Here is a 21,874-nt window from a genome sequence, read left to right as displayed (position 1 = left end):
CCGCAAGCTTTTGAAATGTGGAAGTATTTTAAAAGCTTGAATCACTTTTTCAATACCACCAGCACATCTTCGAGTTCGGAGATCATCTGGCGGATCAGTTGCTTGTATTGGGTGGTGTCGTCTTTGGCTTCATCACCGGACATGCGCTGGCGCGCGCCGCTGATGGTGAACCCCTGATCGTACAGCAACGCACGGATCTGTCGGATCATCAGCACATCCTGGCGCTGATAATACCGACGGTTCCCGGTGCGTTTGACGGGGTTGAGCTGAGGAAACTCCTGCTCCCAATAGCGCAGCACGTGCGGTTTTACCGCACACAGCTCGCTGACTTCACCGATGGTGAAGTAGCGTTTGCCTGGGATGACGGGTAGTTCGTCGTTATGACTTGGTTCCAGCATAAGCCTCAACTCGGGCCTTCAACTTCTGCCCTGGACGAAAGGTGACCACACGGCGAGCCGTGATCGGGATTTCTTCTCCCGTTTTTGGATTGCGGCCGGGCCGCTGGCGTTTGTCCCGCAGGTCAAAATTGCCGAAACCGGACAATTTGACCTGTTCGTTGTCTTCCAGAGCGTGCCTGATCTCTTCAAAAAACAGCTCGACCAATTCCTTGGCCTCGCGCTTGTTCAGACCCAACTCTTCGTACAGACGTTCCGCCATCTCAGCTTTCGTCAAAGCCCCCATACGTCACTTCCTTAACGTGGCGTTCAACCTTTGTTCGAGCGAGGTGAGGATATTTTGTGTCGTGGTATTCACCTCATCGTCATTAAGAGTGCGCGATGGATGCTGCCAGGTCAAGCCAACTGCAAGGCTTTTTCTATGCGGATCAATGCCTTTACCCTGATAGACGTCAAATAGCCTGAGGTCCGTCAGCCATTCCCCTGCATTTTCTCGGATTACCTCCAGAACGGCAGTGGCGGCGACTTCACGATCGGCGATCAAGGCCAGATCACGACGCACTTCAGGGAAGCGCGACAACTCGCTGAATTTGGGCATCTTGCCCGACGCAACTTCAGCCAGGACCAGTTCAAAAACGAAGACTGGACGGTCCAGACCCAGGGTTTTCGACAGTTCCGGGTGAATGGCGCCGACAAAGCCGACCAAGCGACCCTCGCGCTCGATGCGCGCGGTCTGGCCTGGGTGCAGCGCCGGGTGTTTGCCGGGCAGGAACGTGAACGCATCCAGCGCACCGGCAAAGCCCAGTACCGCTTCCACGTCGGCCTTGACGTCGAAGAAGTCCACGGCGTCGCGGCCCTGGGCCCAGCCTTCCGGCAGGCGGCTGCCGCAGACCACACCGGCCAGCATCGGCTCTTGCTTCAAGCCATCGAGTTGACCGACGAAACGCAGGCCGCTTTCGAACATGCGCACGCGATCCTGCTGACGGTTCAGGTTGTGAGACAGCGCCTTGACCAGGCCTGGCCACAGCGACGAACGCATGGCCGCCATGTCATTGGAAATCGGATTGGCCAGCAACAGCGGCTCAACGCCCGGGTTGAACAGCTCGAATTGCTTTGGATCGATGAAGCTGTAGGTCACCGCTTCCTGATAACCACGAGCCACCAGCAGGCGACGCAACTCAGGCAGGTGCGCACGCGCCTCGGCCTTAGGTTGTGGCGCAAGACGCGCTTGCGGGTAGCGCACCGGCAGACGGTTGTAGCCGTACAGGCGAGCCAGTTCTTCGATCAGGTCGACTTCCAGACTGATATCGAAGCGATGGCTTGGCACTTCAACGTGCCACTGCCCTTCCCCACCCGCAGAGATGGCGAGGCCGAGGGCCGACAGCAGTTGCTCGATCTCGGCAGGCTCAATCACCAGGCCGAGCATTTGCTCGACGCTTTTGGCACGCAGGGTGATGGGTGCAATGGACGGCAGGTACTGTTCGTTGACGATCTCGGTGATCGGACCGGCTTCGCCGCCGGTGATGTCCAGCAGCAGGCCAGTGGCGCGCTCCATGGCTTCACGGGCCAGCTTCCAGTCCACGCCACGCTCATAGCGGTGCGATGCATCGGTGTGCAGGCCGTAGGAACGGGCCTTGCCGGCGATGGCGATCTGGTCGAAGAACGCGCTTTCAAGGAATACGTCGCGAGTGGTCGCGGATACACCGCTGTGCTCGCCCCCCATCACGCCAGCAATCGCCAAGGCGCGGGAGTGGTCGGCAATGACCAAGGTGTCGGCGCGCAGGCTGACTTCCTGGCCGTCGAGCAGTACCAGCTTCTCGCCTTCCTCTGCCATACGCACGCGGATGCCGCCGTGGATTTCGGCAAGGTCAAACGCGTGCAGCGGCTGGCCCAGCTCCAACATCACATAGTTGGTGATGTCGACGGCCGCATCGATGCTGCGCACATCAGCGCGGCGCAGGCGTTCAACCATCCACAGCGGGGTTGGCCTGGACAGGTCGACATTACGGACCACGCGCCCCAGGTAACGTGGGCAGGCGTTTGGCGCCAACACGTCAATCGAGCGCACCTCGTCGTGCACGGCAGGCACGCAGGCAACCGCAGGACGGGTGACAGGCACGCTATACAGCGCACCCACTTCACGGGCCAGGCCGGCCAGGGACAGGCAGTCGCCACGGTTCGGGGTCAGGTCGACCTCGATGCTGGCGTCTTCCAGTTCCAGGTAAACACGAATGTCCTGGCCCACCGGCGCATCGGCCGGCAGCTCCATCAGACCGTCATTGCCCTCACCCACCTGCAACTCAGCCTGGGAGCACAGCATGCCGTTGGACTCGACGCCGCGCAGCTTGGCCTTCTTGATTTTGAAGTCGCCCGGCAGTTCGGCACCGATCATGGCAAACGGGATCTTCAGGCCCGGGCGCACGTTGGGCGCTCCGCACACGACCTGGAAGGTCTCTGCGCCGTTGCTGACCTGGCACACGCGCAATTTGTCGGCATCCGGGTGCTGCTCGGTGCTCAGCACCTCGCCCACCACCACGCCACTGAATACACCGGCGGCCGGGGTAACGCTATCGACCTCAAGACCGGCCATCGACAGACGCGCAACCAGCGCGTCGCGATCCACCTGCGGGCTTACCCAGCCGCGCAGCCATTGTTCACTGAATTTCATCCTGCTCTCCTAAAGATTCGTTACGACTAGCGAAATTGCGCGAGGAACCGCAAGTCGTTGTCGAAGAACAGACGCAAGTCGTTCACGCCGTAACGCAGCATGGCCAGACGCTCAACGCCCATGCCGAAGGCAAAGCCCGAAAACTCTTCCGGGTCGATCCCGGACATGCGCAGCACGTTAGGGTGGACCATGCCGCAACCCATCACTTCCAGCCAGCCAGTCTGCTTGCAGACACGACAGCCTTTACCACTGCACATCACGCATTCCATATCGACTTCAGCGGAAGGCTCGGTGAACGGGAAGAAGGATGGACGGAAACGCACCGCCAGCTCTTTCTCGAAGAACACCCGCAGGAACTCTTCGATGGTGCCTTTGAGGTCGGCGAAATTGATATCGCGATCAACCAGCAGGCCTTCGACCTGGTGGAACATCGGCGAATGGGTGATATCGGAGTCGCTACGGTACACACGGCCCGGACAGACGATGCGGATCGGCGGCTTGTTCGCTTCCATGGTGCGGACCTGTACCGGCGAGGTATGGGTGCGCAACAGCATGTTCGCGTTGAAATAGAAGGTGTCGTGCATCGACCGGGCCGGGTGATGGCCTGGGATGTTGAGCGCCTCGAAGTTGTGATAGTCGTCTTCAACCTCAGGGCCTTCGGCAATGCCGTAGCCGATATGGGTAAAGAACTGCTCGATGCGTTCCAGAGTCCGGGTGATCGGATGCAGACCGCCCGACGCCTGGCCACGGCCAGGCAAGGTCACGTCAATGGACTCGGCGGCGAGCTTGGCCGCAAGATCGGCCTCCTCCAGCGACGCCTTGCGCGCATTGAGAACCTCGGTGACGCGCTCCTTGGCAACGTTGATCAGAGCCCCGACCTGCGGACGCTCTTCAGCAGGCAAATTCCCCAGGGTCTTCATCACCTGAGTCAATTCACCTTTTTTGCCAAGGTAGTGAACCCGGATTTGCTCCAGGGCATTGATATCTTCAGCGCTTTGCACAGCCTCAAGAGCTTGCGCGACGAGCGCGTCCAGGTTTTCCATGTACAGACTCCAGATACAAAATAGGGGAAGAGCTTGAAGGCTCTTCCCCTATTTATGACGTTTACCACCTTGGGCTACAGGAGCAACCCAGGGTGACTGTCGGGGGTACTTAAGCCAAGGAGGCTTTAGCTTTCTCGACAATCGCAGCAAACACCGCTTTTTCGTTCACGGCCAGTTCAGCCAGAACCTTACGGTCGATTTCGATGGACGCTTTCTTCAGGCCAGCGATGAAACGGCTGTAGGACAGACCGTTAACACGTGCACCAGCGTTGATACGAGCGATCCACAGAGCGCGGAACTGACGTTTTTTCTGACGACGGTCACGGTAGGCGTATTGGCCTGCCTTGATTACCGCTTGCTTGGCAACACGGAATACGCGTGAACGCGCGCCGTAGTAGCCTTTAGCAAGTTTCAGAATTTTTTTGTGACGCTTACGGGCCATGACGCCACGCTTAACACGAGCCATGAGTTACTTCCTCTATTCTTGAACCAAAATTAACGAAGGCGCAGCATGCGCTCGACTTTTGCCACGTCAGACGGATGCAGCAAGCTGCTACCGCGCAGTTGACGCTTACGCTTGGTCGACATTTTGGTCAGGATGTGGCTCTTGAAAGCGTGCTTGTGCTTGATGCCGTTAGCAGTTTTCAGAAACCGCTTAGCAGCACCACTTTTAGTTTTCATCTTTGGCATGTTCGGTACTCCGCATTCAGTTGATAAACATAATCAGAAGGCCTGCCGTGCCCTGTTGATTACTTCTTCTTTTTCGGGGCGATGACCATGATCAGCTGGCGTCCTTCCATCTTAGGATGCTGTTCGACCGAACCGTACTCGAGCAGGTCAGCTTCAACCCGCTTGAGGAGTTCCATCCCCAGCTCCTGGTGGGCCATCTCACGGCCGCGGAATCGCAAGGATACCTTGGCCCTGTCCCCATCACTCAGGAAACGTACCAGGTTGCGCAGTTTTACCTGGTAATCCCCTTCCTCCGTCCCTGGACGAAACTTGATTTCTTTAACCTGGATCTGCTTCTGGTTTTTCTTGGCTGCGGCAACCTGCTTCTTCTTCTCGAAGATCGATTTGCCGTAGTCCATCAGCTTGCAGACAGGCGGTACAGCATCGGCGGAAATTTCCACCAAATCGAGCTTGGCTTCTTCAGCCTTAAGAAGCGCGTCTTCAATTGACACAATCCCAAGCTGCTCACCCTCAGCCCCAATTAACCGAACCTCGCGTGCCGAGATATTCTCGTTGATCGGGGCTTTCGGTGCAGCTCGTTTATCTTGTCTCATTTCACGCTTAATAGTAATTACTCCGAATCTGGGCGACCACGCCGGGAAACCGCTTGCGCGAGGAACTCAGCGAACTGGGCGACGGGCATCGAGCCCAGGTCAGCACCTTCACGAGTACGCACAGCGACAGTCTGCATCTCGACTTCCCGATCTCCGATAACCAAAAGATAGGGAACCTTGAGCAAAGTATGCTCACGGATTTTAAAGCCGATCTTTTCATTTCTCAAGTCGGACTTGGCACGAAATCCGCTTTCGTTGAGTGTTTTTTCAACTTCAGCGGCAAAATCTGCCTGTTTATCAGTGATATTCATGATCACTGCCTGGGTCGGAGCCAGCCACGCAGGGAACGCGCCCTCGTAGTGCTCGATCAGGATGCCGACGAACCGTTCGAACGAGCCGAGGATCGCCCGGTGCAGCATAACCGGGTGTTTACGACTGTTGTCTTCGCAGACGTATTCGGCTCCCAGACGGATCGGCAGGTTAAAATCGAGCTGCAGGGTACCACACTGCCAGACACGGCCAAGGCAATCTTTCAGCGAGAACTCGATCTTGGGACCGTAGAACGCGCCCTCGCCCGGCTGCAGGTCGTACGCAAGGCCCGCGCTGTCGAGTGCTGCGGCCAGTGCAGCTTCGGCGCGATCCCAGAGTTCGTCGGAGCCGACGCGTTTTTCCGGACGAGTGGACAGTTTCATCTCGACTTCGGTGAAGCCGAAATCGCGGTAAACGTCCATGGTCAGCTTGATGAACGCGGCCGATTCAGCCTGCATCTGCTCTTCGGTGCAGAAAATATGGGCGTCGTCCTGGGTAAAGCCGCGCACGCGCATGATGCCGTGCAGCGCACCCGATGGTTCGTTGCGGTGGCAGGCACCGAACTCGGCCAGACGCATCGGCAACTCGCGGTAGCTCTTCAGGCCTTGATTGAACACCTGCACATGGCAAGGGCAGTTCATCGGCTTGATAGCGTAGTCGCGGTTTTCCGACTGGGTGGTGAACATATTGTCGGCGTAGTTGGCCCAGTGCCCGGACTTCTCCCACAGGCTGCGATCGACGACCTGCGGGGTCTTGATCTCGAGGTAGCCGTTTTCGCGCTGAACCTTGCGCATGTACTGCTCGAGCACCTGGTACAGGGTCCAGCCGTTCGGATGCCAGAACACCATGCCCGGCGCTTCTTCCTGCAGATGGAACAGGTTCAGGCGCTTGCCGATCTTGCGGTGGTCGCGTTTCTCGGCTTCTTCGATGCGCTGGATATAGGCGGCCAGCTGCTTCTTGTCGGCCCAGGCGGTGCCGTAGATACGTTGCAGTTGCTCGTTCTTTGCGTCGCCGCGCCAGTAGGCACCGGACAACTTGGTCAGCTTGAACGACTTGAGAAAGCGCGTGTTCGGCACGTGCGGGCCACGGCACATGTCCACGTATTCTTCGTGGTAGTACAGACCCATGGCCTGCTCGTCCGGCATGTCTTCCACCAGGCGCAGCTTGTAGTCTTCGCCACGGGCGCTAAACACGTCGATCACTTCGGCGCGCGGGGTGACCTTCTTGATCACGTCGTAATCTTTTTCGATCAGCGCGTGCATGCGCTGCTCGATGGCCGCCAGGTCGTCCGGAGTGAAAGGACGCTCATAGGCGATGTCGTAATAGAAGCCTTCTTCGATTACCGGGCCGATCACCATCTTGGCGGTCGGGTACAGCTGCTTGACCGCATGGCCAATCAGGTGCGCGCAAGAGTGGCGAATAATCTCGAGCCCCTCTTGATCCTTGGGCGTGATGATCTGCAGGCTGGCATCGGAGGTGATCAGGTCACTGGCATCGACCAGCAGGCCATCGACCTTGCCGGCCACGGTGGCCTTGGCCAGGCCGGCACCAATGGATGCGGCGACCTCGGCTACGGAAACCGGATGATCGAATGAACGTTGACTGCCGTCGGGTAGAGTAATAGTTGGCATGGCGCCTCCTCTCCTAGTGGTGACCCCTACCAAAGGTCACGTGGGTTGGGATGAGCCAGTACAAGATCCAACACCAGGCTGTTCAATGCTGAATGCCTGCCTTACAGCGGCAGGAGCCTTTCGGCCAACCGATAATCGAACCAGAGTGACTGGAGTGAACAAAAAAAGACCTGACAAGGCGGCAAATGGCACACCTGGGAAAAGCCAAGCCGACGATGCTAGCACAGATGAACGGTCATCGCGCCGACACGACCGGGGTAAAAGCAAATTCCAGGCTTTATGGGCGCAAAAGTGAACTTGAACTGTACGTCAGGCCTCAAACACCCCGAGAATCGCCGTTCGTCCTCGACCCAAAGGAGCATCCCATGATGCGTTTTACCTCGACCCTCGCCCTCGCCGCTTCCCTGGCATTCCTTTCGCTCGGCGCGCAAGCCGCGGCGCCATCGAACTGGCCGGCCGGTGCCCGTGACGCCTTCGTCAACGACTGCAGCTCCGCGGCCAGCCAGAACGTGGACGTCAAAACTGCCAAAGCCCACTGCGAATGTGGCGCCGACAAGATCAACGCCGATTTGAGCACCGCGGAAATCAAAGAACTGATGACCAATCAGAACGCCAGCGCGGAGCTCAAGAACAAAGCAGTAGCGGCTATTTCGTCCTGCAAAGTCGTCAAGAAAAAGTAAGAACGGCCGCTGATCAGGCGTCCTTTTTGCCAAAAAAACTGCCTAAAAACTGCTATTTCTCACAAATTACGTAGCTTTTACGGCTTTTTTTAATAGCTGATATTTCGCCGCAAAGCCCCGCAGGCCGGGGCTCTCAGCCAGAATCTGGATTGAACGCAACGCGATTGATTAGCAAACAATGCCTTGGGGGGGCTCCCAAGTCGAACATTTCGACTATGATAGCCCTGTGTGCCCAGTTGGCCTGAGCAGCACAGCACTACTGAAAATATATGTTTCTTGGAGATACACCATGTCTAATCGCCAAACCGGCACCGTTAAATGGTTCAACGATGAAAAAGGCTTCGGCTTCATCACTCCTCAAGGTGGCGGTGACGACCTGTTCGTACACTTCAAAGCTATCGAAAGCGACGGTTTCAAAAGCCTGAAAGAAGGCCAAACCGTTTCCTTCGTGGCTGAGAAAGGCCAAAAGGGTATGCAAGCTGCACAGGTTCGCGCCGAGTAATTCTCCGCTGAGCTAAAAAAACCCCGTCCATGTGACGGGGTTTTTTATGGGCGCTGCTAAAGCCGCAGGCTATCAGCCGCAATTGACCCGTGTGATCACCAGATTATCGTCGGCATTCAGGTTCAAGCGGTCGGAGCGATACTCCAGCGTGATCATGTCGTTGGGCTTGAGGATGCGTGCATTTTGTGCACCGGCACGGGTACGCGCCTGCTCCAGTAGTTGAGGCGAGGCTTTCTGGCCGATTGTGTACTCGGCGGCCTTCGACTCACAGCGGCTATGACCGGCATCGGTCACGCTGGCATCTTTGCCTGGCTCAGAGGCACCCGGGGTGCTGCAACCCGCCAATGCGAGCGCCGCCAACAAAGTACCGAATGATGCGAGCTTCCAAGGCATGAAGCCTCCTATGATAAAAAAGTGAACAGAGATCGTGCGACAGCGATTGAACCGATTGGTTTCAAGACGTTAACGTCTCACCCGCAAGTCTGCCTGAGTCACGCCAGGCAAGCGTCCAGTCAATCGTGACCAGATATGAACATGCTCAGTAGATATCGATGTAGTCAGACGACGGCTCTGGCCAGTTCTGCTTCAGCGCGTTGAAAATCTGCGTCACCCACACCTCGTCACTGGCAGCCACATTTCCTACATACCCCGACCCCTTCGCCCAGGTCTCCAAGCGAAACAGCAGCCCGTCGATATCTACGCCGCCTACGAGCTTTCCTGAAGAGATGTAGGCGATACCGGCGTTGGTGACCCGAAGCTGGGCATGTTCATCGTCACTGGCACTGGCAATCAGTTGCCGCACAGCTGCCAGATTAAGGTCTTCAGACTTATTCAAATCGATCTGCACGCGGTGTTTCCCGGCCAATAAACAGGGCGGCAGTGTCGCACACCCCTTTCCTTATGCCTAAGTAGCAGTGCCAAACCCCGCGTAAAATGCTTAACTGCGCCCGCTGCAGCCGCACGCCAGCGCATTGCCCCAGTACTTACAGCCCGCGAGATTTTCCATGACCACCGTAACGCTCCAAGCCGATATCAAAGCCAAATGGCCCCTGGGGCAAAGCTCCTATAGCCCCGGTAGTGCGGAGGAGCTGGCGATCATTGGTATCGACTTGCTGGTCAAGGAGCTCGGCACCCAGGGCGCGCACGCTTTCATCGGCCAGGTATTCGAGAAATACCCGGCCGACCATGTGGGCGCACAAGAGCGCGAATAAGAACCGGCCGGCGAGCGCCGACCGGCAAGCGGTTTACTTCAAACGCGCCAGGCGCTCGGTCAACAGATCGAAGAAGCCCTGGGCGTCACCGTTCTCGACCCAGAAGGCGTTCTTGTCCTGCTTCAGGCCGTCGTACCAATCGACGATGGTCTGGCCGAAGGTCGGGCCTTCCCGACTGTCGACAACCACGTTGACCTGGCGACCACTGAACAGCGATGGCTTGAGCAGGTAAGCGACCACCGTAGCGTCATGTACCGGGCCGCCGGGAATGCCATAGTGCTCCATGTCGCCCTTGACGTACTCGTTAAGGATATTGCTGACGACTTTGCTCGCGTTGTTGTTCAGGTCTGCGATCTTCTTCAGGCGCGCTTCGCTGGTCAGCACTTTATGGGTGACGTCCAACGGCAGGTAGGTCAACTTCACGCCACTTTTAAGCACAATTTCTGCGGCCACCGGGTCGGCGAAGAGGTTGAACTCGGCCACCGGCGTGATGTTGCCGCCATTGAAGTGCGCGCCTCCCATTACCACCACTTCCTTGATGCCTTGAGTGATTTCCGGCGCCTGGGTCAGGGCCAGGGCCAGGTTGGTCTGCGGGCCGAGCATGGCGATGGTGATGCTGTGGGGTTTGGCGGTCGTCAGGGTCTTGATCAGATAATCCACCGCGTTGCCATCAGCCAGGCCTTGTTTCGGCTCATGCACGGTGACACCGGAGATACCTTCCTTGCCATGGATATTCTCGGCATAGATCGGCTTGCGCAGCAACGGCGCTGGAGCACCCGCGTAAACCGGGATGTCCTCGCGATCTGCCCATTCGCGCGCCAGGCGTGCGTTGCGCGAGGTCTTGTCCAGGCGGACGTTGCCGGCCACTGTCGTCAGTGCGCGAATGTTCAGTTCCTCTGGAGACGCCATGGCGAACAGCAAAGCAACCACATCGTCGGCACCGGGATCGGTATCGATGATCAGGTCGATTTTTTCCGCCGCCTGGGCGCTCGCTGCTGTTAACGCGGACAAAAGCAGAACACTCCGAAACAGGTTTTTCAGGGATGGAAGACCACGTTGCATAAAACACTCCTTGTCGTAGGGGGACTCTAGAAGGTTACGCCGGATACCAGCGCGATATTGCAGTAAGGCTGACATTCGCCGGTGCGCACGACCGCGCGCGCCCTGCCACTCAATTGCTTGAACGCTTCATGGCTGAGCAGGCGTCGCTCGCCCAGCGCAGCCTGCTCTGCCAGCGCGTTGAGCGCGACTAGCGCCGGAGGCTGCTTGAGCAGGATTTCTTCAGCCAGCACGTGGCTTTCCACCTGCATTTCACTGAGCACAACGCGCAGGGTGCTGATGAAATCCGGAGTGCCCTGGGTCAGCGCCAGGTCGATCAATTCGACGCCGGGAGGCACCGGCAGGCCGGCATCCCCGATGACCAGGATGTCGCCGTGCCCCAATGATGCGATCACGCGGGACAGGGCGATATTGAGCAGAGGGGTCTTTTTCATGAGGGCACAAAACCTTGTACGTCGTGCAGCGTAGGAATGGAAGGCTGGGCGCCGGCACGGGTCACCGACAACGCGGCCGCGACCTGGCCAAAACGGATGGCCTCGGCTTCGCTCTTGCCGGCTGCCAGCGCGGCGGCAAAGCCACCCACGAAAGTATCGCCGGCAGCCGTGGTGTCCACTGCCCGGACCCTGGGTGCGACCAAGTGCTCGAAGCTGTTGCCGTCAGCAAAAAGTGCGCCCTGAGCGCCAAGGGTGATGATGACTTTGCCGGCACCAGCCTTGATCAGCGCTGTTGCGGCGCGTTTGGCGCTGTCGAGCGAATCGACCGCAACACCGCTCAAGGCACCGGCTTCACTTTCGTTGGGAATCAGGTAGTCGATCGAGGCATACCACTCGGCCGGCAAGGGCCCATTGGCCGGCGCCGGGTTGAGGATCACCGTCTTGCCCAGCTCGCGGCCGCGCTTGAGCGTATGCCCGACGGTGTCCATCGGCACTTCAAGCTGGCAAATGATCACGTCGGCAGCCTGCAATACAGCATCGCAGGCCGTCAACGACTGGGGCGTCAACTGAGCGTTACTGCCCGCCACAATTACAATCGCGTTCTGGCTGCTGTCATCCACCACGATCAGCGCGACACCACTGGAGCCGTCCACGGTGCTGATGGCCTGACAATCGATACCTTCGACCAATAGCGCATCGCGCAATTGGCCGCCATAGGCATCGCTGCCGACGCAACCGATCATGGCCACATCCGCCCCGAGACGCGCCAGGGCGACGGCCTGATTGGCGCCCTTGCCACCGGGGACAGTGGAAAACGTCTGGCCGACAAGTGTTTCACCGGCACGCGGCAAGCGACTGGCGCGGGTGACCAGATCCATGTTCAAGCTGCCTACTACCACTACGTTCGCTGGCATACATCAGTACTCATCAATTCGGTTCAGCGGTATTGGGCAAACACACCCGCCAACGGCGCCGTCGACTCACGCAAGACAATGCTTGGCGTCACGATGCGTTGATCGACCGGCAGTTGGGGTGTCGCTATACGTCGCAGTAATAATTCAGCCGCTGTCTCACCCAACTGTACGATCGACTGCCCGACCGTGGTCAGCGCAGGATAGACATAGCGACCCATTTGAATATCATCGAAACCTATCACCGACAGCTCGCCCGGCACACGGATATTGCGCTCTGCCGCGGCGCGAAGCACGCCAAAACCGATCATGTCGTTGCAGGCAAAAATCGCACTGGGCGGTTGCTGCGCAAGCAATTGCACGGCGGCGGCATAACCGCCGGTGCTGGTGAAATCACTTTCCCGGATGCGCTCGGCCGCTGTTTCAACACCCGCCTCGCGCAACGCACGTCGATAGCCTGCCAGACGCATTTGCGCCACGCGCGTATGCGCAGGGCCGGCGATGCAGGCGATGTCACGATGGCCCAATTCAAGCAAGTGCCGGGTCGCCAGGTAAGCACCCTCTTCATGATCGATGCGCACCAGGTCGACATCAATACCATCCAGTGCCCGGTCGACGATCACCATGGGCGTGCGCACCGCGCTCAAGCCAGCAGCAAGGCCGCTGTCATCGCCGCCCACCGAGGTCACGATCAAGCCGTCGACACGTTTCTCCAGCAACACGCGCAAATAGCTGCGCTGCTTTTCGGCGTTGTCGTCGGAGTTGCAGAGGATCACGCAATAGCCATTACGCTCGCAGTAATCCTCGATGCCCCGGGCCAACTCCGCGAAATACGGGTTGAGGCTGTTGGGCACCAGCAGCCCGATCGTCGCCGTGGTCTTGGCCTTGAGCGAGCGCGCTACCGCACTGGGCACATAGTCCAACTGCTTGATCGCCGCCTCGACCTTGACGCGCACAGGTTCGCTGACCGGGCGCGTCTTGTTCACCACATGGGACACCGTGGTATAGGAAATGCCCGCCAGCGCCGCCACATCCTTGATCGTTGCCATGGTTCAGCCCCGCCGACTGGCGCGCTGGCTGCGGTACGTATCGAGGACGACGGCGATCACGATCACCGCACCGGTAATGATGCGTTTGGTGGGTTCTGTCGCGCCGATCTGCGCCAGGCCCGCCGCCAGTACCGAAATAATCAGCACACCAAAGAACGTACTGATGACCGAGCCGCGTCCGCCCATCAGGCTGGTACCGCCAATCACCACAGCGGCGATCACTTGCAACTCCAGGCCTGAGCCGGCATTCGGGTCCGCCGCTTCCAGACGCGAGATCTGGAACAGCGCGGCCACACCGGCGAGCAGGCCCATCAGGCTGAACACCAGGATTTTGTAGGGCTTGGGGTTGATGCCGGCCAGGCGTACCGCTTCTTCGTTGGTCCCGATACCGATCAGGTAGCGACCGAACACGGTGCGGGTCAGCACCAGCTGCGCGGCGATGATTACCAGCAATGCGATGATGAACGACGGCGAAATCCCGAACGCGATCGGATTGGACAGCCAGGCAAACGAGTCACCGATGTAAGCGGTGCGCGAGCCGGTCATCTGGTACGCCACGCCCCGGGCCATCTCCAGCACGCCAAGGGACACGATAAAGGACGGAATACGCCAGGCCACGGTGATAGAACCAGTAAGCGTGCCGGCCAATGCGGCGCAGCCCATGCCCAGTACGGCAGCCGGCAATACGCTCCAGCCCCAGCTCAGAATCGCCACGCTGACCGCCGACGCCGCCAACGCCAGCACCGAGCCTACCGAGAGGTCGATGCCACCGATGATCAGGATGAAGGTCATGCCCACCGCCAACACCATCAGGTCCGGAATCTGGTTGGCCAGGGTGCTGAACGTGTCATAAGACAGGAAGTGATCGCTGAGTACCGAGAACAGCGCAATCATCGCCAGTAATGCGCCCGCCAGGCCCAGGTAGGTGCCCAGGCCGTAGAAGTTGCCGCCCGTTTTACCGGGGGAAGTGGTTGTTTTCATGGGGTATTCCTAGGCGCTGCCTCGTTGAGCAGCGCGTCACGTTTGTGATAGCCGGCAAAGGCGGCGGCGAGCAATTCGTCCTGGGTCCAGCGGTCGCGTTCGAATGTTTCGATCAGGCGTCCGGCGGACAATACGCCGATGCGGTCACAGATCAGCATCAGCTCGCGCAGATCACTGGAGACCACCACCAGCGCTTTGCCCTGGCGCGTCAACTCGCCGAGCAAGGCATAAATGTCGAACTTGGCGCCGACGTCGATGCCGCGCGTAGGCTCATCGAACAGCATCACCGCACAATCGCGCTCCAGCCAGCGGCCAATCACCACCTTTTGCTGGTTACCACCGGACAGCTCGGACACCAATTGCGCCGGGCTGGAGCTGCGGATGCGCATGGCGTCGATCTGACGCTTGGCCAGGGCGGTTTCATCGCGGCTGTTAACCAGACCGCCCGCAGATATCTCCGGCATGTTGCCCAAGGCGATGTTGGCGCTGATGGACTGGGTCAGCAGCAGGCCTTCACCCTTGCGGTCCTCGGTGATCAGGGCAATCCCATGGGCGACCGCGTCGACCGGGGAGCGAATGCTGACCACGTTGGCCTGCGGCCCCAGCGCCACCGTACCGCTGTCGGCCGGATCGGCACCAAAAATCAGGCGCAGCAACTCGGTACGACCGGCGCCGATAAGGCCGGAAATACCGTAGATTTCACCGGCGCGCACCTGAAAAGATACGTCGCGGACCTTGTCCGAGCGCGTCAGGCCTTTGACCGTCAAGGCCGGCTCGCCGATGGTGCGCGGGCCCAGGTCGATATGCTCGCCCAACTCGCGCCCTACCATCAGGGTCACCAGTTGTTCACTGTTGTAATTGGCCATCGGCTCGACACAGACCAGCTTGCCGTCGCGCAATACAGCGATGCGCTGGGCCACACGGGCCAGCTCTTCGAGCCGATGCGAAATATAAATAATCGCCACGCCTCGGGCCTGCAGGCGGGTGATCTGTTCGAACAGCATCTCGACTTCACGGGCAGTGAGCATCGCCGTCGGTTCGTCGAGAATCAGCACATGGCAATCGCCGATCAGATTGCGGGCAATCTCGACCATTTGCTGATGACCAATGCCCAGGCTGCCCACTAGGGTGTCCGGGTCGATTGCGTCCAGGCCCACCTGGGCCATGGCTTCGGTCGCGGCCGCGCGCAACTGTTTGCGGCTGATCCAGCCACCACGGCTGGGCAGGTTATGCAGGAACAGGTTTTCAGCCACCGTCAGCGTCGGCAGCAGGTTGAGCTCCTGCATGACCATGCGCACACCCAGCGCTTCGGCCTGGGTGCGGCTGCCGGGTTGATAATCCTGACCCTTGAACTGCATGTTGCCGGTGGTCGGCGTGACCAACCCGCCGATGATCTTCGACAAGGTACTTTTGCCTGCGCCGTTTTCACCGGTCAGCGCCAACACTTCACCACGATTGAGCGTGAGCGTGACGTCGGACAGAACCGGCTGGGCGTAGGTCTTGCCGATACCGCTGACCGAGAGGACAGCGTTCGGGGCGGAAGATGACATAGGAAAAATCTCCAGGCGCCCGCTCAGGACGAGCGAGCGCTGTTGGCTACTGCCGGGATTACTTCTTGAGGACGAGTTCGACCGGGGTTTCGATCACGCCATCGGTGGCATCGACCTTCTCGCCCTTGACCAGCTTCAGCGCATTCTGGATGCCGAACACGGCTTGCTGGGCAGCGGCCTGGTCGGCGGTTGCCAGCACGCGACCGTCCTGCAGCATCGGCTTGATGGCTTCGATATTGTCGTAGCCCACCACCAGCACTTTACCGGCCTTGCCTGCCGCACGTACGGCGGAGACGGCGCCCAGGGCCATGTTGTCGTTACCGGCCAGAAGTGCCTTGAGGTCCGGGTATTCGCTCAGCATCGCCGAGGCGACTTTCTGGCCCTGGTCGATTTCCCAGTTACCGGATTGGGTGGAGACAATCTTCATACCCGCCGCATCCATCGCATCCTTGAAGCCTGCGGTGCGCTGCTGCGCATTGGTGGTGGTCGGCACGCCTTCGATGATACCGACCTTGTCGCCCGCGGCCAGTTGCTTGGCCAGGTAGTCACCGACCAGCTTGGAGCCTTTGCGGTTGTCCGGGCCTACGAAAGGGATATCGAGTTTTTTGCTTTTCAGCACGTCCGGGTCCAGGCGGTTGTCAATGTTGACCACCTTGATGCCGGCATCCGAGGCTTTCTTCAGCACGGTGACCAGCGCTTTGGAATCGGCGGGTGCGATGACGATGGCGTTGACCTTGGCCAGGATCATCTGATTGACGATATCGATCTGCGCGCTGGTGTCGGTTTCGTTCTTGATGCCGTTGGTGATCATGTCGAAGTCGGCGGCGTGGGATTTCTGGTAGTCCTTGGCCCCTTCTTGCATGGTCACGAAAAATTCGTTGGCGAGGGACTTCATCACCAGGCCGACCTTGGGCTTGGCGGCAGCGTCGTCAGCGAATGCAGAAGAGAGAGGCAGGGCAGCGGATGCGGTGGCAAGCACAGCGACAGCGAGAAGACGTCCTGCAAATGGCAGCTTCATGGGTGTACTCCGATCTTATGATTATTGTGAGCAACGCTTGCACCGAAGAAACATCTCGCAAACGTTTGCGTTGGCAGAACTATGAGAACCTTGTCGAGATTTGTCAACGGTCGCCGCTCACCTTTCATTCCTGAAACCGCCGTTCACTCAGGCGCTGTTTAAAACGACAGGGCTGGCAACGATTTCACACGTGGCCCGACGTAAATACCATCAAGGCTTTCGGACAACCGAACATCACCGCCTCCCGCGTTCGGAAAGCCGGACAGCACCGTGTCAGACCAGCCTGAACAAGCAATTTAAGTTGTTCTAAATCAATAAGTTATTTTATCTATGCTTTCATCATTGGCCTGGTACAAATCCTGCTTTTTCACAGCGCCTCGGACGTTCAGAGTCGCCCGGGTGTTCTGGATAAATCTGCTACCGCACTCGTCAAAACCAGAGAGAAAAATAATGAAATCTGCATTGAAGTCCTTTGTTCCCGGGGCGCTAGCCCTCCTGCTGCTGTTCCCTGTCGCTGCTCAGGCAAAAGAAGTCGAGACCAAGCTCGCCAATGTGGTGATCCTCGCCACTGGCGGCACCATTGCTGGCGCGGGCGCCAGTGCGGCCAACAGCGCCACTTACCAGGCGGCCAAAGTCGGCATCGAACAATTGATCGCCGGCGTTCCTGAGCTTAGCCAGATCGCCCATGTTCGCGGCGAACAAGTGATGCAAATTGCGTCGGAAAGCATCAATAACGAAAACCTGCTGCAACTGGGTCGCCGCGTCGCCGAATTGGCTGACAGCAAGGACGTGGATGGCATCGTGATCACCCACGGTACCGACACCCTTGAAGAAACCGCCTACTTCCTCAACCTGGTTGAAAAAACCGACAAGCCTATCGTGGTGGTCGGCTCCATGCGCCCGGGTACCGCCATGTCGGCGGACGGCATGCTCAACCTGTACAACGCCGTCGCGGTAGCGGGCAGCAAGGATGCACGCGGCAAAGGCGTGCTGGTGACCATGAACGACGAGATCCAGTCGGGTCGCGACGTAAGCAAGATGATCAATATCAAGACCGAGGCGTTCAAGAGCCCATGGGGCCCATTGGGCATGGTCGTTGAAGGCAAATCCTACTGGTTCCGCCTGCCGGCCAAGCGTCACACCATGGATTCGGAATTCGACATCAAGACCATCAAGAGCCTGCCTGACGTTGAAATTGCCTACGGCTACGGCAACGTGAGCGACACTGCCTACAAAGCCCTGGCCCAAGCCGGCGCCAAAGCGATCATCCATGCCGGCACCGGCAATGGCTCGGTGTCATCCAAGGTCGTTCCGGCACTGGTGGAGTTGCGTAAACAAGGCGTGCAGATCATTCGCTCTTCGCACGTTAATGCCGGTGGCATGGTGCTGCGTAACGCTGAACAGCCAGACGATAAATACGACTGGGTGGCAGCCCTTGACCTGAACCCGCAGAAGGCCCGCATCCTGGCAATGGTCGCCCTGACCAAGACCCAGGACAGCAAAGAGCTGCAACGGATGTTCTGGGAATACTGATTCCAGACCTACCTGAAAGGGTGGCGAGGTAGCCTGCTTCCTCGCCACATCAGGTTTACGCCTAAAACTTCTCGCAGCAAATCACAGCAAATTTCCATTTTCGCTGTCAGACGGACGTCTTTGAATTTAAGCAGTTGCGAAATTACCTACAGTTAAATACTGTATGTGCGTACAGCTTACTAAGGAATACTCCGTGGCAAAGCCCTCCTCCGCAGCACCCGCAATGCCGGACGCCTACCAACGCCTGGCCATTCGCGTACAAAAAATCATTAATTCGACCAACGCCCAGAAAGCCAAGGCGGCGTTGATCTTCCGCCTGCCGGAAGAGCCCGAGGACGAGTGGGCGCGCCTGCTTGAAGAAATTGCGGAAAACGACAACGTCACCCTCGCCTACAGGGATGATGGCGGCGTGCAGATTTTCTGGGTTGTGCCGAAGGAAGATTGATTGAATGAGTGTCCGTTTTTTCGCTGTGTGCTGCCTGTTTTTTGCCGTCACCGCCAACGCCCAAGCCCCCCGAACCTTCAGTGAAGCCAAAAAAATCGCCTGGAAGCTCTACGCCCCTCAATCCACCGAGTTTTACTGCGGCTGCAAATACACCGGCAACCGCATAGACCTGAAAGCCTGCGGCTATATCCCGCGCAAGAACGCCAACCGCGCTGCGCGCATCGAATGGGAACATATTGTGCCCGCCTGGCAGATCGGCCATCAGCGCCAGTGCTGGCAAACTGGCGGGCGTAAAAACTGCACGCGCCATGACGACGTGTTCAAGCGTGCCGAAGCAGACCTGCACAACCTGGTGCCGAGCATCGGCGAGGTGAATGGCGACCGTAACAACTTCAGCTTCGGCTGGCTGCCGGTGCAGAGCGGGCAATACGGTTCATGCCTGACCCAGGTGGACTTCAAGGCCAAGAAGGTCATGCCGCGTCCGTCGATTCGCGGGATGATCGCACGCACCTATTTTTATATGAGCAAGCAATACGGCCTGCGCCTGTCGAAACAGGATCGCCAACTGTATGAAGCCTGGAACAAGACCTACCCGGTGCAAGCCTGGGAGCGCCAGCGCAACCAGACGGTGGGCTGTGTAATGGGCCGAGGCAATGAATTTGTCGGCCCGGTGAATCTGAAGGCCTGCGGCTGAAGGTGGGCGCAACTGGCGCCCACCCGGCCCGTTACTGCGCGACCTTGTGCTCGATGACCTCTGACACGGTGTCGTTCTTCTTGGCCCGCGCCATCTTTTCGTTGAGCAGTGCCTGCTTGGCCTCAGCCTCGGCCTTGGTGGCAAACGGGCCAAGCAGTACCTGGTCCTTGCCGTCTGCCTTCACGATATAAAAATTGAAACCATGTTCCAGCAACCAGGCGGTCAAGTCAGTGATCGCCTGCAGCTTGTGATCCGGCGCCCCCACCCATACATCCCATTCCTGCGCGGCAATCGCACCGGTCTGTGGCTGGCTTTCGGTCACGACAGGCTTGGCCTTGGGGGCATCGACAGGGTTACCTTCGCCGCATCCGGCCAATGCCAACACCGCAATTGCCATCGCTACTTTACGCACTGCCCTGCTCCTTTGAAGATAAAGAGGCGACTTTACCATTCACTGTCTATTCTGGCCGTCATAAACGTTGGCTTAAACAATGCGAATCATGTATCGCGACCTGTATGATGCCGCCATGGGAATTAATGTCGCCTCTATGCGTCCTAAAAGAGGCAGTCACAGGGAAGCGCTTCGCAGTAAGCTACGCACATCTGACACCTGCCCTGTCTGAACATGTGTCCTTAAAAGTAATCAAGGAGAAGTCCATGCTTATACTCACCCGCAAAGTTGGTGAAAGCATAAACATCGGTGATGACATTACGATCACCATCCTGGGCGTTAGCGGCCAGCAAGTACGAATCGGCATCAACGCCCCCAAGGATGTGGCCGTGCATCGCGAGGAAATCTATCAGCGCATCCAGGCTGGCCTCACTGCGCCGGACAAAAACCAGACGCCTTGAAGCACCTCCAGTAGCCAGCCTTTTGCTTCACCGTAACGGCTGGCGAAAACCTGATCGGCCCTTTCGCCTTCTTTATCCCAGCTGTACGCCTCGTACATGCCCCCGCGCTGCAAGATGAAACTGCCATGATGCCAGGAACTTGTTGCATCATTTGCAGCCAAATCCCACGTCATCCTGCGGTCCGTGTGCATTCAGGAGCACGTCGATGAGGCCAACCGTTACACAGCCCATGGTTTCCCTGTCCTGGACGATCACCTTGCTGATAGGCCTGGTCTTTCTGGCGCTAGGGTATGGGTTGCGATTGGAAGTCCAGGGGGCTGTCGACGCGGCTGACCACTCCTGGCTGGACCTGGCATTACTGCTGTGTGCCTACCTGTTTGCGTTCTGCCTCAAGCCGATGCAGAAGACAATCTTGCGCAAGCTATGCCAGCGTGAGGCGCATCGCGCGCATCAAAAAGCAACACGCTGACGGTCTTCCAGCTCGCGCACAGTCAGCAGGCCATCCGCTTCTCGCAGGACCTGCAGCCCCTCATACCCGTCGATACAGGCATGCTCGGTCGCCATGGCAGCCAGGTGCGTCGAGGTCACCACCATCACATCCGCTCCCGCCGCTTCTGCGGCTCGAATGCCTACCGTCGCATCCTCGAACACCAGGCAATCCTGCACCGCCACGCCCAGGCGCTGGGCACCGAGCACATAACAGGCCGGATTTGGCTTGCCGCTGGCGACATCTTCGGCCGTCACCATTACCGCCGGCACCGGAATACCCGCAGCGTCCATTCGGCGCAATGCCAGTGCCTTGGGCGCAGACGTGACCAGCGCCCACTGATCGGCAGGCAAGCGCTTCAAGAACTCTACCGCGCCGGCAATCGCCACGACGCCCTCGACATCGTTCACTTCAGCTGCGGTAATCCACGCCGCTTCAGCCTGGGCGTCCACACCCGGCAACGCCTGGCGCGTGATCGTATCAATCGCGCGTGCGCCATGGATGGTGGTCAGGAACGCCTCCACATCCAGGCCATGGCGTTCGGCCCAACGGCTCCATACCCGCTCGGCGGCGGCAATGGAGTTAAGCAGGGTCCCGTCCATATCGAACAGAAAGGCACGGTAACGCTGAGTCAATATGGCAGGATTTCGGTTGGACACGACGCGGCTTCCTCAAGTGCTCAAACCATGAGCGGCCCCTGCAATCTACGTTTCACCTCGCCACTTGTAAACGCTGCGAGGCACCCGCCTCAAGCCTTGAATGACGAACTTGTCATCATCCTGTTGGCTGGCTGTTCGGGTCGCCTGATTACTGTGAACTCACTGCCGACCCCGGCAGCCAACCTTCACAGAGAGATTTGGCCATGAAACGCTTTGCCCTCGCCTTGATTGCCTTGTTCGCCACCGCCTCGGTGTTTGCCGCCGACACCGCCCCAGCCGCTCCCGTGATCCATGATCAAACCGGCTTTTTCGTGCACCTGGATGTGGCGAAGGTGCTCTCCAGTACCGACACCTATGGCCAATGCGGTATCGTCCCGGCGCAACTGCGCTACCTGGATCATCAGGACCGGGAACATGTGCTGGACTACCGGGTGCAAGGCATCGGTTGCGCCAGTGACAATTGATCAGGCTACACTGGCG

General features: G+C 58.6%; 28 protein-coding genes. 9 read left to right on the top strand and 19 right to left on the bottom strand.

Annotated elements, in window-relative coordinates; all coding sequences use genetic code 11:
* Positions 1-41: 41 nt before the first annotated feature.
* The 8 genes from PspCFBP13528_RS10415 to thrS all read right to left on the bottom strand — a co-directional run bounded on the left by PspCFBP13528_RS10415 (position 42) and on the right by thrS (position 7,329).
* Positions 42-398, bottom strand: coding sequence for a MerR family transcriptional regulator (locus tag PspCFBP13528_RS10415; RefSeq protein ID WP_003174972.1), 357 nt, complete (start codon positions 396-398; stop codon positions 42-44).
* Positions 379-681: an integration host factor subunit alpha gene (ihfA, locus tag PspCFBP13528_RS10410; RefSeq protein ID WP_002553164.1), complete on the bottom strand. Its 303-nt coding sequence runs from the start codon at positions 679-681 to the stop codon at positions 379-381. The genes PspCFBP13528_RS10415 and ihfA overlap by 20 nt, the downstream gene beginning before the upstream one ends.
* Positions 682-684: 3 nt before the next feature.
* Positions 685-3,063, bottom strand: a complete 2,379-nt coding sequence (gene pheT / locus PspCFBP13528_RS10405) for a phenylalanine--tRNA ligase subunit beta (protein ID WP_137200145.1) — start codon at positions 3,061-3,063, stop codon at positions 685-687.
* A 26-nt stretch (positions 3,064-3,089) separates the two neighbouring features.
* The gene (pheS, locus tag PspCFBP13528_RS10400; protein ID WP_034099107.1) at positions 3,090-4,106 is read right to left on the bottom strand and encodes a phenylalanine--tRNA ligase subunit alpha; all 1,017 of its coding nucleotides are present in this window, start codon (positions 4,104-4,106) and stop codon (positions 3,090-3,092) included.
* A 109-nt stretch (positions 4,107-4,215) separates the two neighbouring features.
* The gene (gene rplT / locus PspCFBP13528_RS10395; RefSeq protein ID WP_003192488.1) at positions 4,216-4,572 is read right to left on the bottom strand and encodes a 50S ribosomal protein L20; all 357 of its coding nucleotides are present in this window, start codon (positions 4,570-4,572) and stop codon (positions 4,216-4,218) included.
* A gap of 29 nt (positions 4,573-4,601) precedes the next feature.
* Complete coding sequence (gene rpmI / locus PspCFBP13528_RS10390; RefSeq protein WP_002553160.1) at positions 4,602-4,796, bottom strand: 50S ribosomal protein L35; 195 nt, start codon at positions 4,794-4,796, stop codon at positions 4,602-4,604.
* A 59-nt stretch (positions 4,797-4,855) separates the two neighbouring features.
* Positions 4,856-5,407, bottom strand: a complete 552-nt coding sequence (infC, locus tag PspCFBP13528_RS10385; RefSeq protein ID WP_170827566.1) for a translation initiation factor IF-3 — start codon at positions 5,405-5,407, stop codon at positions 4,856-4,858.
* On the bottom strand, positions 5,407-7,329 hold the full coding sequence (thrS, locus tag PspCFBP13528_RS10380; RefSeq protein ID WP_065952948.1) for a threonine--tRNA ligase: 1,923 nt from the start codon (positions 7,327-7,329) through the stop codon (positions 5,407-5,409). The genes infC and thrS overlap by 1 nt, the downstream gene beginning before the upstream one ends.
* Before the next feature lie 365 nt (positions 7,330-7,694).
* On the opposite strand from thrS, the gene PspCFBP13528_RS10375 reads away from it, so the two are divergent.
* Together PspCFBP13528_RS10375 and PspCFBP13528_RS10370 are read left to right on the top strand one after the other, a co-directional pair.
* Complete coding sequence (locus PspCFBP13528_RS10375; protein ID WP_083218060.1) at positions 7,695-8,009, top strand: hypothetical protein; 315 nt, start codon at positions 7,695-7,697, stop codon at positions 8,007-8,009.
* Positions 8,010-8,298: 289 nt separating this feature from the next.
* Positions 8,299-8,511, top strand: a complete 213-nt coding sequence (locus PspCFBP13528_RS10370) for a cold-shock protein (protein ID WP_007905882.1) — start codon at positions 8,299-8,301, stop codon at positions 8,509-8,511.
* Positions 8,512-8,583: 72 nt separating this feature from the next.
* Here the strand turns inward: PspCFBP13528_RS10370 and PspCFBP13528_RS10365 are convergent, their stop codons facing one another.
* Both PspCFBP13528_RS10365 and PspCFBP13528_RS10360 read right to left on the bottom strand, forming a co-directional pair.
* Positions 8,584-8,904 (bottom strand): I78 family peptidase inhibitor, encoded by a 321-nt coding sequence (locus PspCFBP13528_RS10365; protein WP_065952947.1) that lies wholly within the window; start codon positions 8,902-8,904, stop codon positions 8,584-8,586.
* 145 nt (positions 8,905-9,049) lie between these two features.
* Complete coding sequence (locus tag PspCFBP13528_RS10360; protein ID WP_065952988.1) at positions 9,050-9,358, bottom strand: hypothetical protein; 309 nt, start codon at positions 9,356-9,358, stop codon at positions 9,050-9,052.
* Positions 9,359-9,515: 157 nt separating this feature from the next.
* On the opposite strand from PspCFBP13528_RS10360, the gene PspCFBP13528_RS10355 reads away from it, so the two are divergent.
* Positions 9,516-9,722 (top strand): hypothetical protein, encoded by a 207-nt coding sequence (locus tag PspCFBP13528_RS10355; protein ID WP_137200144.1) that lies wholly within the window; start codon positions 9,516-9,518, stop codon positions 9,720-9,722.
* 33 nt (positions 9,723-9,755) lie between these two features.
* On the opposite strand, the gene PspCFBP13528_RS10350 is transcribed toward PspCFBP13528_RS10355, so the two are convergent.
* From PspCFBP13528_RS10350 to PspCFBP13528_RS10320, 7 genes are read right to left on the bottom strand one after another with little or no spacing between them, the layout of a single operon-like run.
* Positions 9,756-10,784, bottom strand: coding sequence for a nucleoside hydrolase (locus PspCFBP13528_RS10350; RefSeq protein WP_101220257.1), 1,029 nt, complete (start codon positions 10,782-10,784; stop codon positions 9,756-9,758).
* Positions 10,785-10,810: 26 nt separating this feature from the next.
* The gene (gene rbsD, locus PspCFBP13528_RS10345) at positions 10,811-11,215 is read right to left on the bottom strand and encodes a D-ribose pyranase (protein ID WP_065952944.1); all 405 of its coding nucleotides are present in this window, start codon (positions 11,213-11,215) and stop codon (positions 10,811-10,813) included.
* The gene (gene rbsK / locus PspCFBP13528_RS10340) at positions 11,212-12,129 is read right to left on the bottom strand and encodes a ribokinase (RefSeq protein WP_137200143.1); all 918 of its coding nucleotides are present in this window, start codon (positions 12,127-12,129) and stop codon (positions 11,212-11,214) included. Before rbsK ends, rbsD begins: the two co-directional genes overlap by 4 nt.
* Before the next feature lie 23 nt (positions 12,130-12,152).
* Entirely contained in the window at positions 12,153-13,175 is a 1,023-nt protein-coding gene (locus PspCFBP13528_RS10335) for a LacI family DNA-binding transcriptional regulator (protein WP_065952942.1), read from the bottom strand.
* Between the two features lie 3 nt (positions 13,176-13,178).
* Positions 13,179-14,156 carry an ABC transporter permease gene (locus PspCFBP13528_RS10330; protein ID WP_003174987.1) on the bottom strand — a complete coding sequence of 326 codons (978 nt, stop codon included), beginning with the start codon at positions 14,154-14,156 and terminating at the stop codon, positions 13,179-13,181.
* Entirely contained in the window at positions 14,153-15,706 is a 1,554-nt protein-coding gene (locus PspCFBP13528_RS10325) for a sugar ABC transporter ATP-binding protein (protein WP_065952941.1), read from the bottom strand. Before PspCFBP13528_RS10325 ends, PspCFBP13528_RS10330 begins: the two co-directional genes overlap by 4 nt.
* 58 nt (positions 15,707-15,764) lie before the next feature.
* Positions 15,765-16,724, bottom strand: a complete 960-nt coding sequence (locus PspCFBP13528_RS10320; protein WP_137200142.1) for a sugar ABC transporter substrate-binding protein — start codon at positions 16,722-16,724, stop codon at positions 15,765-15,767.
* A 450-nt stretch (positions 16,725-17,174) separates the two neighbouring features.
* Between PspCFBP13528_RS10320 and PspCFBP13528_RS10315 the strand changes: the two genes are divergently transcribed.
* The 3 genes from PspCFBP13528_RS10315 to PspCFBP13528_RS10305 all read left to right on the top strand — a co-directional run bounded on the left by PspCFBP13528_RS10315 (position 17,175) and on the right by PspCFBP13528_RS10305 (position 19,396).
* Complete coding sequence (locus tag PspCFBP13528_RS10315) at positions 17,175-18,257, top strand: asparaginase (protein WP_065952939.1); 1,083 nt, start codon at positions 17,175-17,177, stop codon at positions 18,255-18,257.
* Between the two features lie 193 nt (positions 18,258-18,450).
* Complete coding sequence (locus PspCFBP13528_RS10310) at positions 18,451-18,702, top strand: DUF1654 domain-containing protein (protein WP_175413316.1); 252 nt, start codon at positions 18,451-18,453, stop codon at positions 18,700-18,702.
* 4 nt (positions 18,703-18,706) lie between these two features.
* Entirely contained in the window at positions 18,707-19,396 is a 690-nt protein-coding gene (locus PspCFBP13528_RS10305; protein WP_065952937.1) for an endonuclease I family protein, read from the top strand.
* Positions 19,397-19,427: 31 nt separating this feature from the next.
* Here the strand turns inward: PspCFBP13528_RS10305 and PspCFBP13528_RS10300 are convergent, their stop codons facing one another.
* On the bottom strand, positions 19,428-19,793 hold the full coding sequence (locus PspCFBP13528_RS10300) for a penicillin-binding protein activator LpoB (RefSeq protein ID WP_065952936.1): 366 nt from the start codon (positions 19,791-19,793) through the stop codon (positions 19,428-19,430).
* 260 nt (positions 19,794-20,053) lie between these two features.
* Here PspCFBP13528_RS10300 and csrA point away from each other — a divergent pair, with 260 nt between their 5' ends.
* Positions 20,054-20,248 carry a carbon storage regulator CsrA gene (csrA, locus tag PspCFBP13528_RS10295; protein WP_003192511.1) on the top strand — a complete coding sequence of 65 codons (195 nt, stop codon included), beginning with the start codon at positions 20,054-20,056 and terminating at the stop codon, positions 20,246-20,248.
* A gap of 205 nt (positions 20,249-20,453) precedes the next feature.
* Complete coding sequence (locus PspCFBP13528_RS10290) at positions 20,454-20,717, top strand: hypothetical protein (RefSeq protein ID WP_065952935.1); 264 nt, start codon at positions 20,454-20,456, stop codon at positions 20,715-20,717.
* Here PspCFBP13528_RS10290 and PspCFBP13528_RS10285 read toward each other — a convergent pair.
* Positions 20,699-21,394, bottom strand: a complete 696-nt coding sequence (locus PspCFBP13528_RS10285; protein WP_137200141.1) for an HAD-IA family hydrolase — start codon at positions 21,392-21,394, stop codon at positions 20,699-20,701. The genes PspCFBP13528_RS10290 and PspCFBP13528_RS10285 overlap by 19 nt on opposite strands.
* 203 nt (positions 21,395-21,597) lie before the next feature.
* On the opposite strand from PspCFBP13528_RS10285, the gene PspCFBP13528_RS10280 reads away from it, so the two are divergent.
* Entirely contained in the window at positions 21,598-21,858 is a 261-nt protein-coding gene (locus tag PspCFBP13528_RS10280) for a DUF2790 domain-containing protein (RefSeq protein WP_065952933.1), read from the top strand.
* The last annotated feature ends 16 nt before the right edge of the window (positions 21,859-21,874 follow it).

Source organism: Pseudomonas sp. CFBP13528 (assembly GCF_005233615.1).
Classification (GTDB): Bacteria; Pseudomonadota; Gammaproteobacteria; order Pseudomonadales; family Pseudomonadaceae; genus Aquipseudomonas; species Aquipseudomonas fluorescens_AM.
This window is presented reverse-complemented; position numbering and strand designations above follow the sequence as displayed.

Excerpts from the sequence above, each read along its gene's own strand:
- PspCFBP13528_RS10315 (WP_065952939.1), top strand. The coding sequence starts at position 17,175 with ATGAAATCTGCATTGAAGTCCTTTGTTCCCGGGGCGCTAGCCCTCCTG.
- PspCFBP13528_RS10370 (WP_007905882.1), top strand. The coding sequence starts at position 8,299 with ATGTCTAATCGCCAAACCGGCACCGTTAAATGGTTCAACGATGAAAAA.
- PspCFBP13528_RS10330 (WP_003174987.1), bottom strand. The coding sequence starts at position 14,156 with ATGAAAACAACCACTTCCCCCGGTAAAACGGGCGGCAACTTCTACGGC.
- PspCFBP13528_RS10290 (WP_065952935.1), top strand. The coding sequence starts at position 20,454 with ATGAGGCCAACCGTTACACAGCCCATGGTTTCCCTGTCCTGGACGATC.
- PspCFBP13528_RS10280 (WP_065952933.1), top strand. The coding sequence starts at position 21,598 with ATGAAACGCTTTGCCCTCGCCTTGATTGCCTTGTTCGCCACCGCCTCG.
- rbsK (WP_137200143.1), bottom strand. The coding sequence starts at position 12,129 with ATGCCAGCGAACGTAGTGGTAGTAGGCAGCTTGAACATGGATCTGGTC.
- csrA (WP_003192511.1), top strand. The coding sequence starts at position 20,054 with ATGCTTATACTCACCCGCAAAGTTGGTGAAAGCATAAACATCGGTGAT.
- PspCFBP13528_RS10320 (WP_137200142.1), bottom strand. The coding sequence starts at position 16,724 with ATGAAGCTGCCATTTGCAGGACGTCTTCTCGCTGTCGCTGTGCTTGCC.
- rpmI (WP_002553160.1), bottom strand. The coding sequence starts at position 4,796 with ATGCCAAAGATGAAAACTAAAAGTGGTGCTGCTAAGCGGTTTCTGAAA.
- PspCFBP13528_RS10325 (WP_065952941.1), bottom strand. The coding sequence starts at position 15,706 with ATGTCATCTTCCGCCCCGAACGCTGTCCTCTCGGTCAGCGGTATCGGC.
- PspCFBP13528_RS10305 (WP_065952937.1), top strand. The coding sequence starts at position 18,707 with ATGAGTGTCCGTTTTTTCGCTGTGTGCTGCCTGTTTTTTGCCGTCACC.
- rbsD (WP_065952944.1), bottom strand. The coding sequence starts at position 11,215 with ATGAAAAAGACCCCTCTGCTCAATATCGCCCTGTCCCGCGTGATCGCA.
- PspCFBP13528_RS10355 (WP_137200144.1), top strand. The coding sequence starts at position 9,516 with ATGACCACCGTAACGCTCCAAGCCGATATCAAAGCCAAATGGCCCCTG.
- pheT (WP_137200145.1), bottom strand. The coding sequence starts at position 3,063 with ATGAAATTCAGTGAACAATGGCTGCGCGGCTGGGTAAGCCCGCAGGTG.
- PspCFBP13528_RS10350 (WP_101220257.1), bottom strand. The coding sequence starts at position 10,784 with ATGCAACGTGGTCTTCCATCCCTGAAAAACCTGTTTCGGAGTGTTCTG.
- rplT (WP_003192488.1), bottom strand. The coding sequence starts at position 4,572 with ATGGCTCGTGTTAAGCGTGGCGTCATGGCCCGTAAGCGTCACAAAAAA.
- PspCFBP13528_RS10415 (WP_003174972.1), bottom strand. The coding sequence starts at position 398 with ATGCTGGAACCAAGTCATAACGACGAACTACCCGTCATCCCAGGCAAA.
- PspCFBP13528_RS10335 (WP_065952942.1), bottom strand. The coding sequence starts at position 13,175 with ATGGCAACGATCAAGGATGTGGCGGCGCTGGCGGGCATTTCCTATACC.
- PspCFBP13528_RS10300 (WP_065952936.1), bottom strand. The coding sequence starts at position 19,793 with ATGGCAATTGCGGTGTTGGCATTGGCCGGATGCGGCGAAGGTAACCCT.
- PspCFBP13528_RS10365 (WP_065952947.1), bottom strand. The coding sequence starts at position 8,904 with ATGCCTTGGAAGCTCGCATCATTCGGTACTTTGTTGGCGGCGCTCGCA.
- thrS (WP_065952948.1), bottom strand. The coding sequence starts at position 7,329 with ATGCCAACTATTACTCTACCCGACGGCAGTCAACGTTCATTCGATCAT.
- PspCFBP13528_RS10375 (WP_083218060.1), top strand. The coding sequence starts at position 7,695 with ATGATGCGTTTTACCTCGACCCTCGCCCTCGCCGCTTCCCTGGCATTC.
- ihfA (WP_002553164.1), bottom strand. The coding sequence starts at position 681 with ATGGGGGCTTTGACGAAAGCTGAGATGGCGGAACGTCTGTACGAAGAG.
- pheS (WP_034099107.1), bottom strand. The coding sequence starts at position 4,106 with ATGGAAAACCTGGACGCGCTCGTCGCGCAAGCTCTTGAGGCTGTGCAA.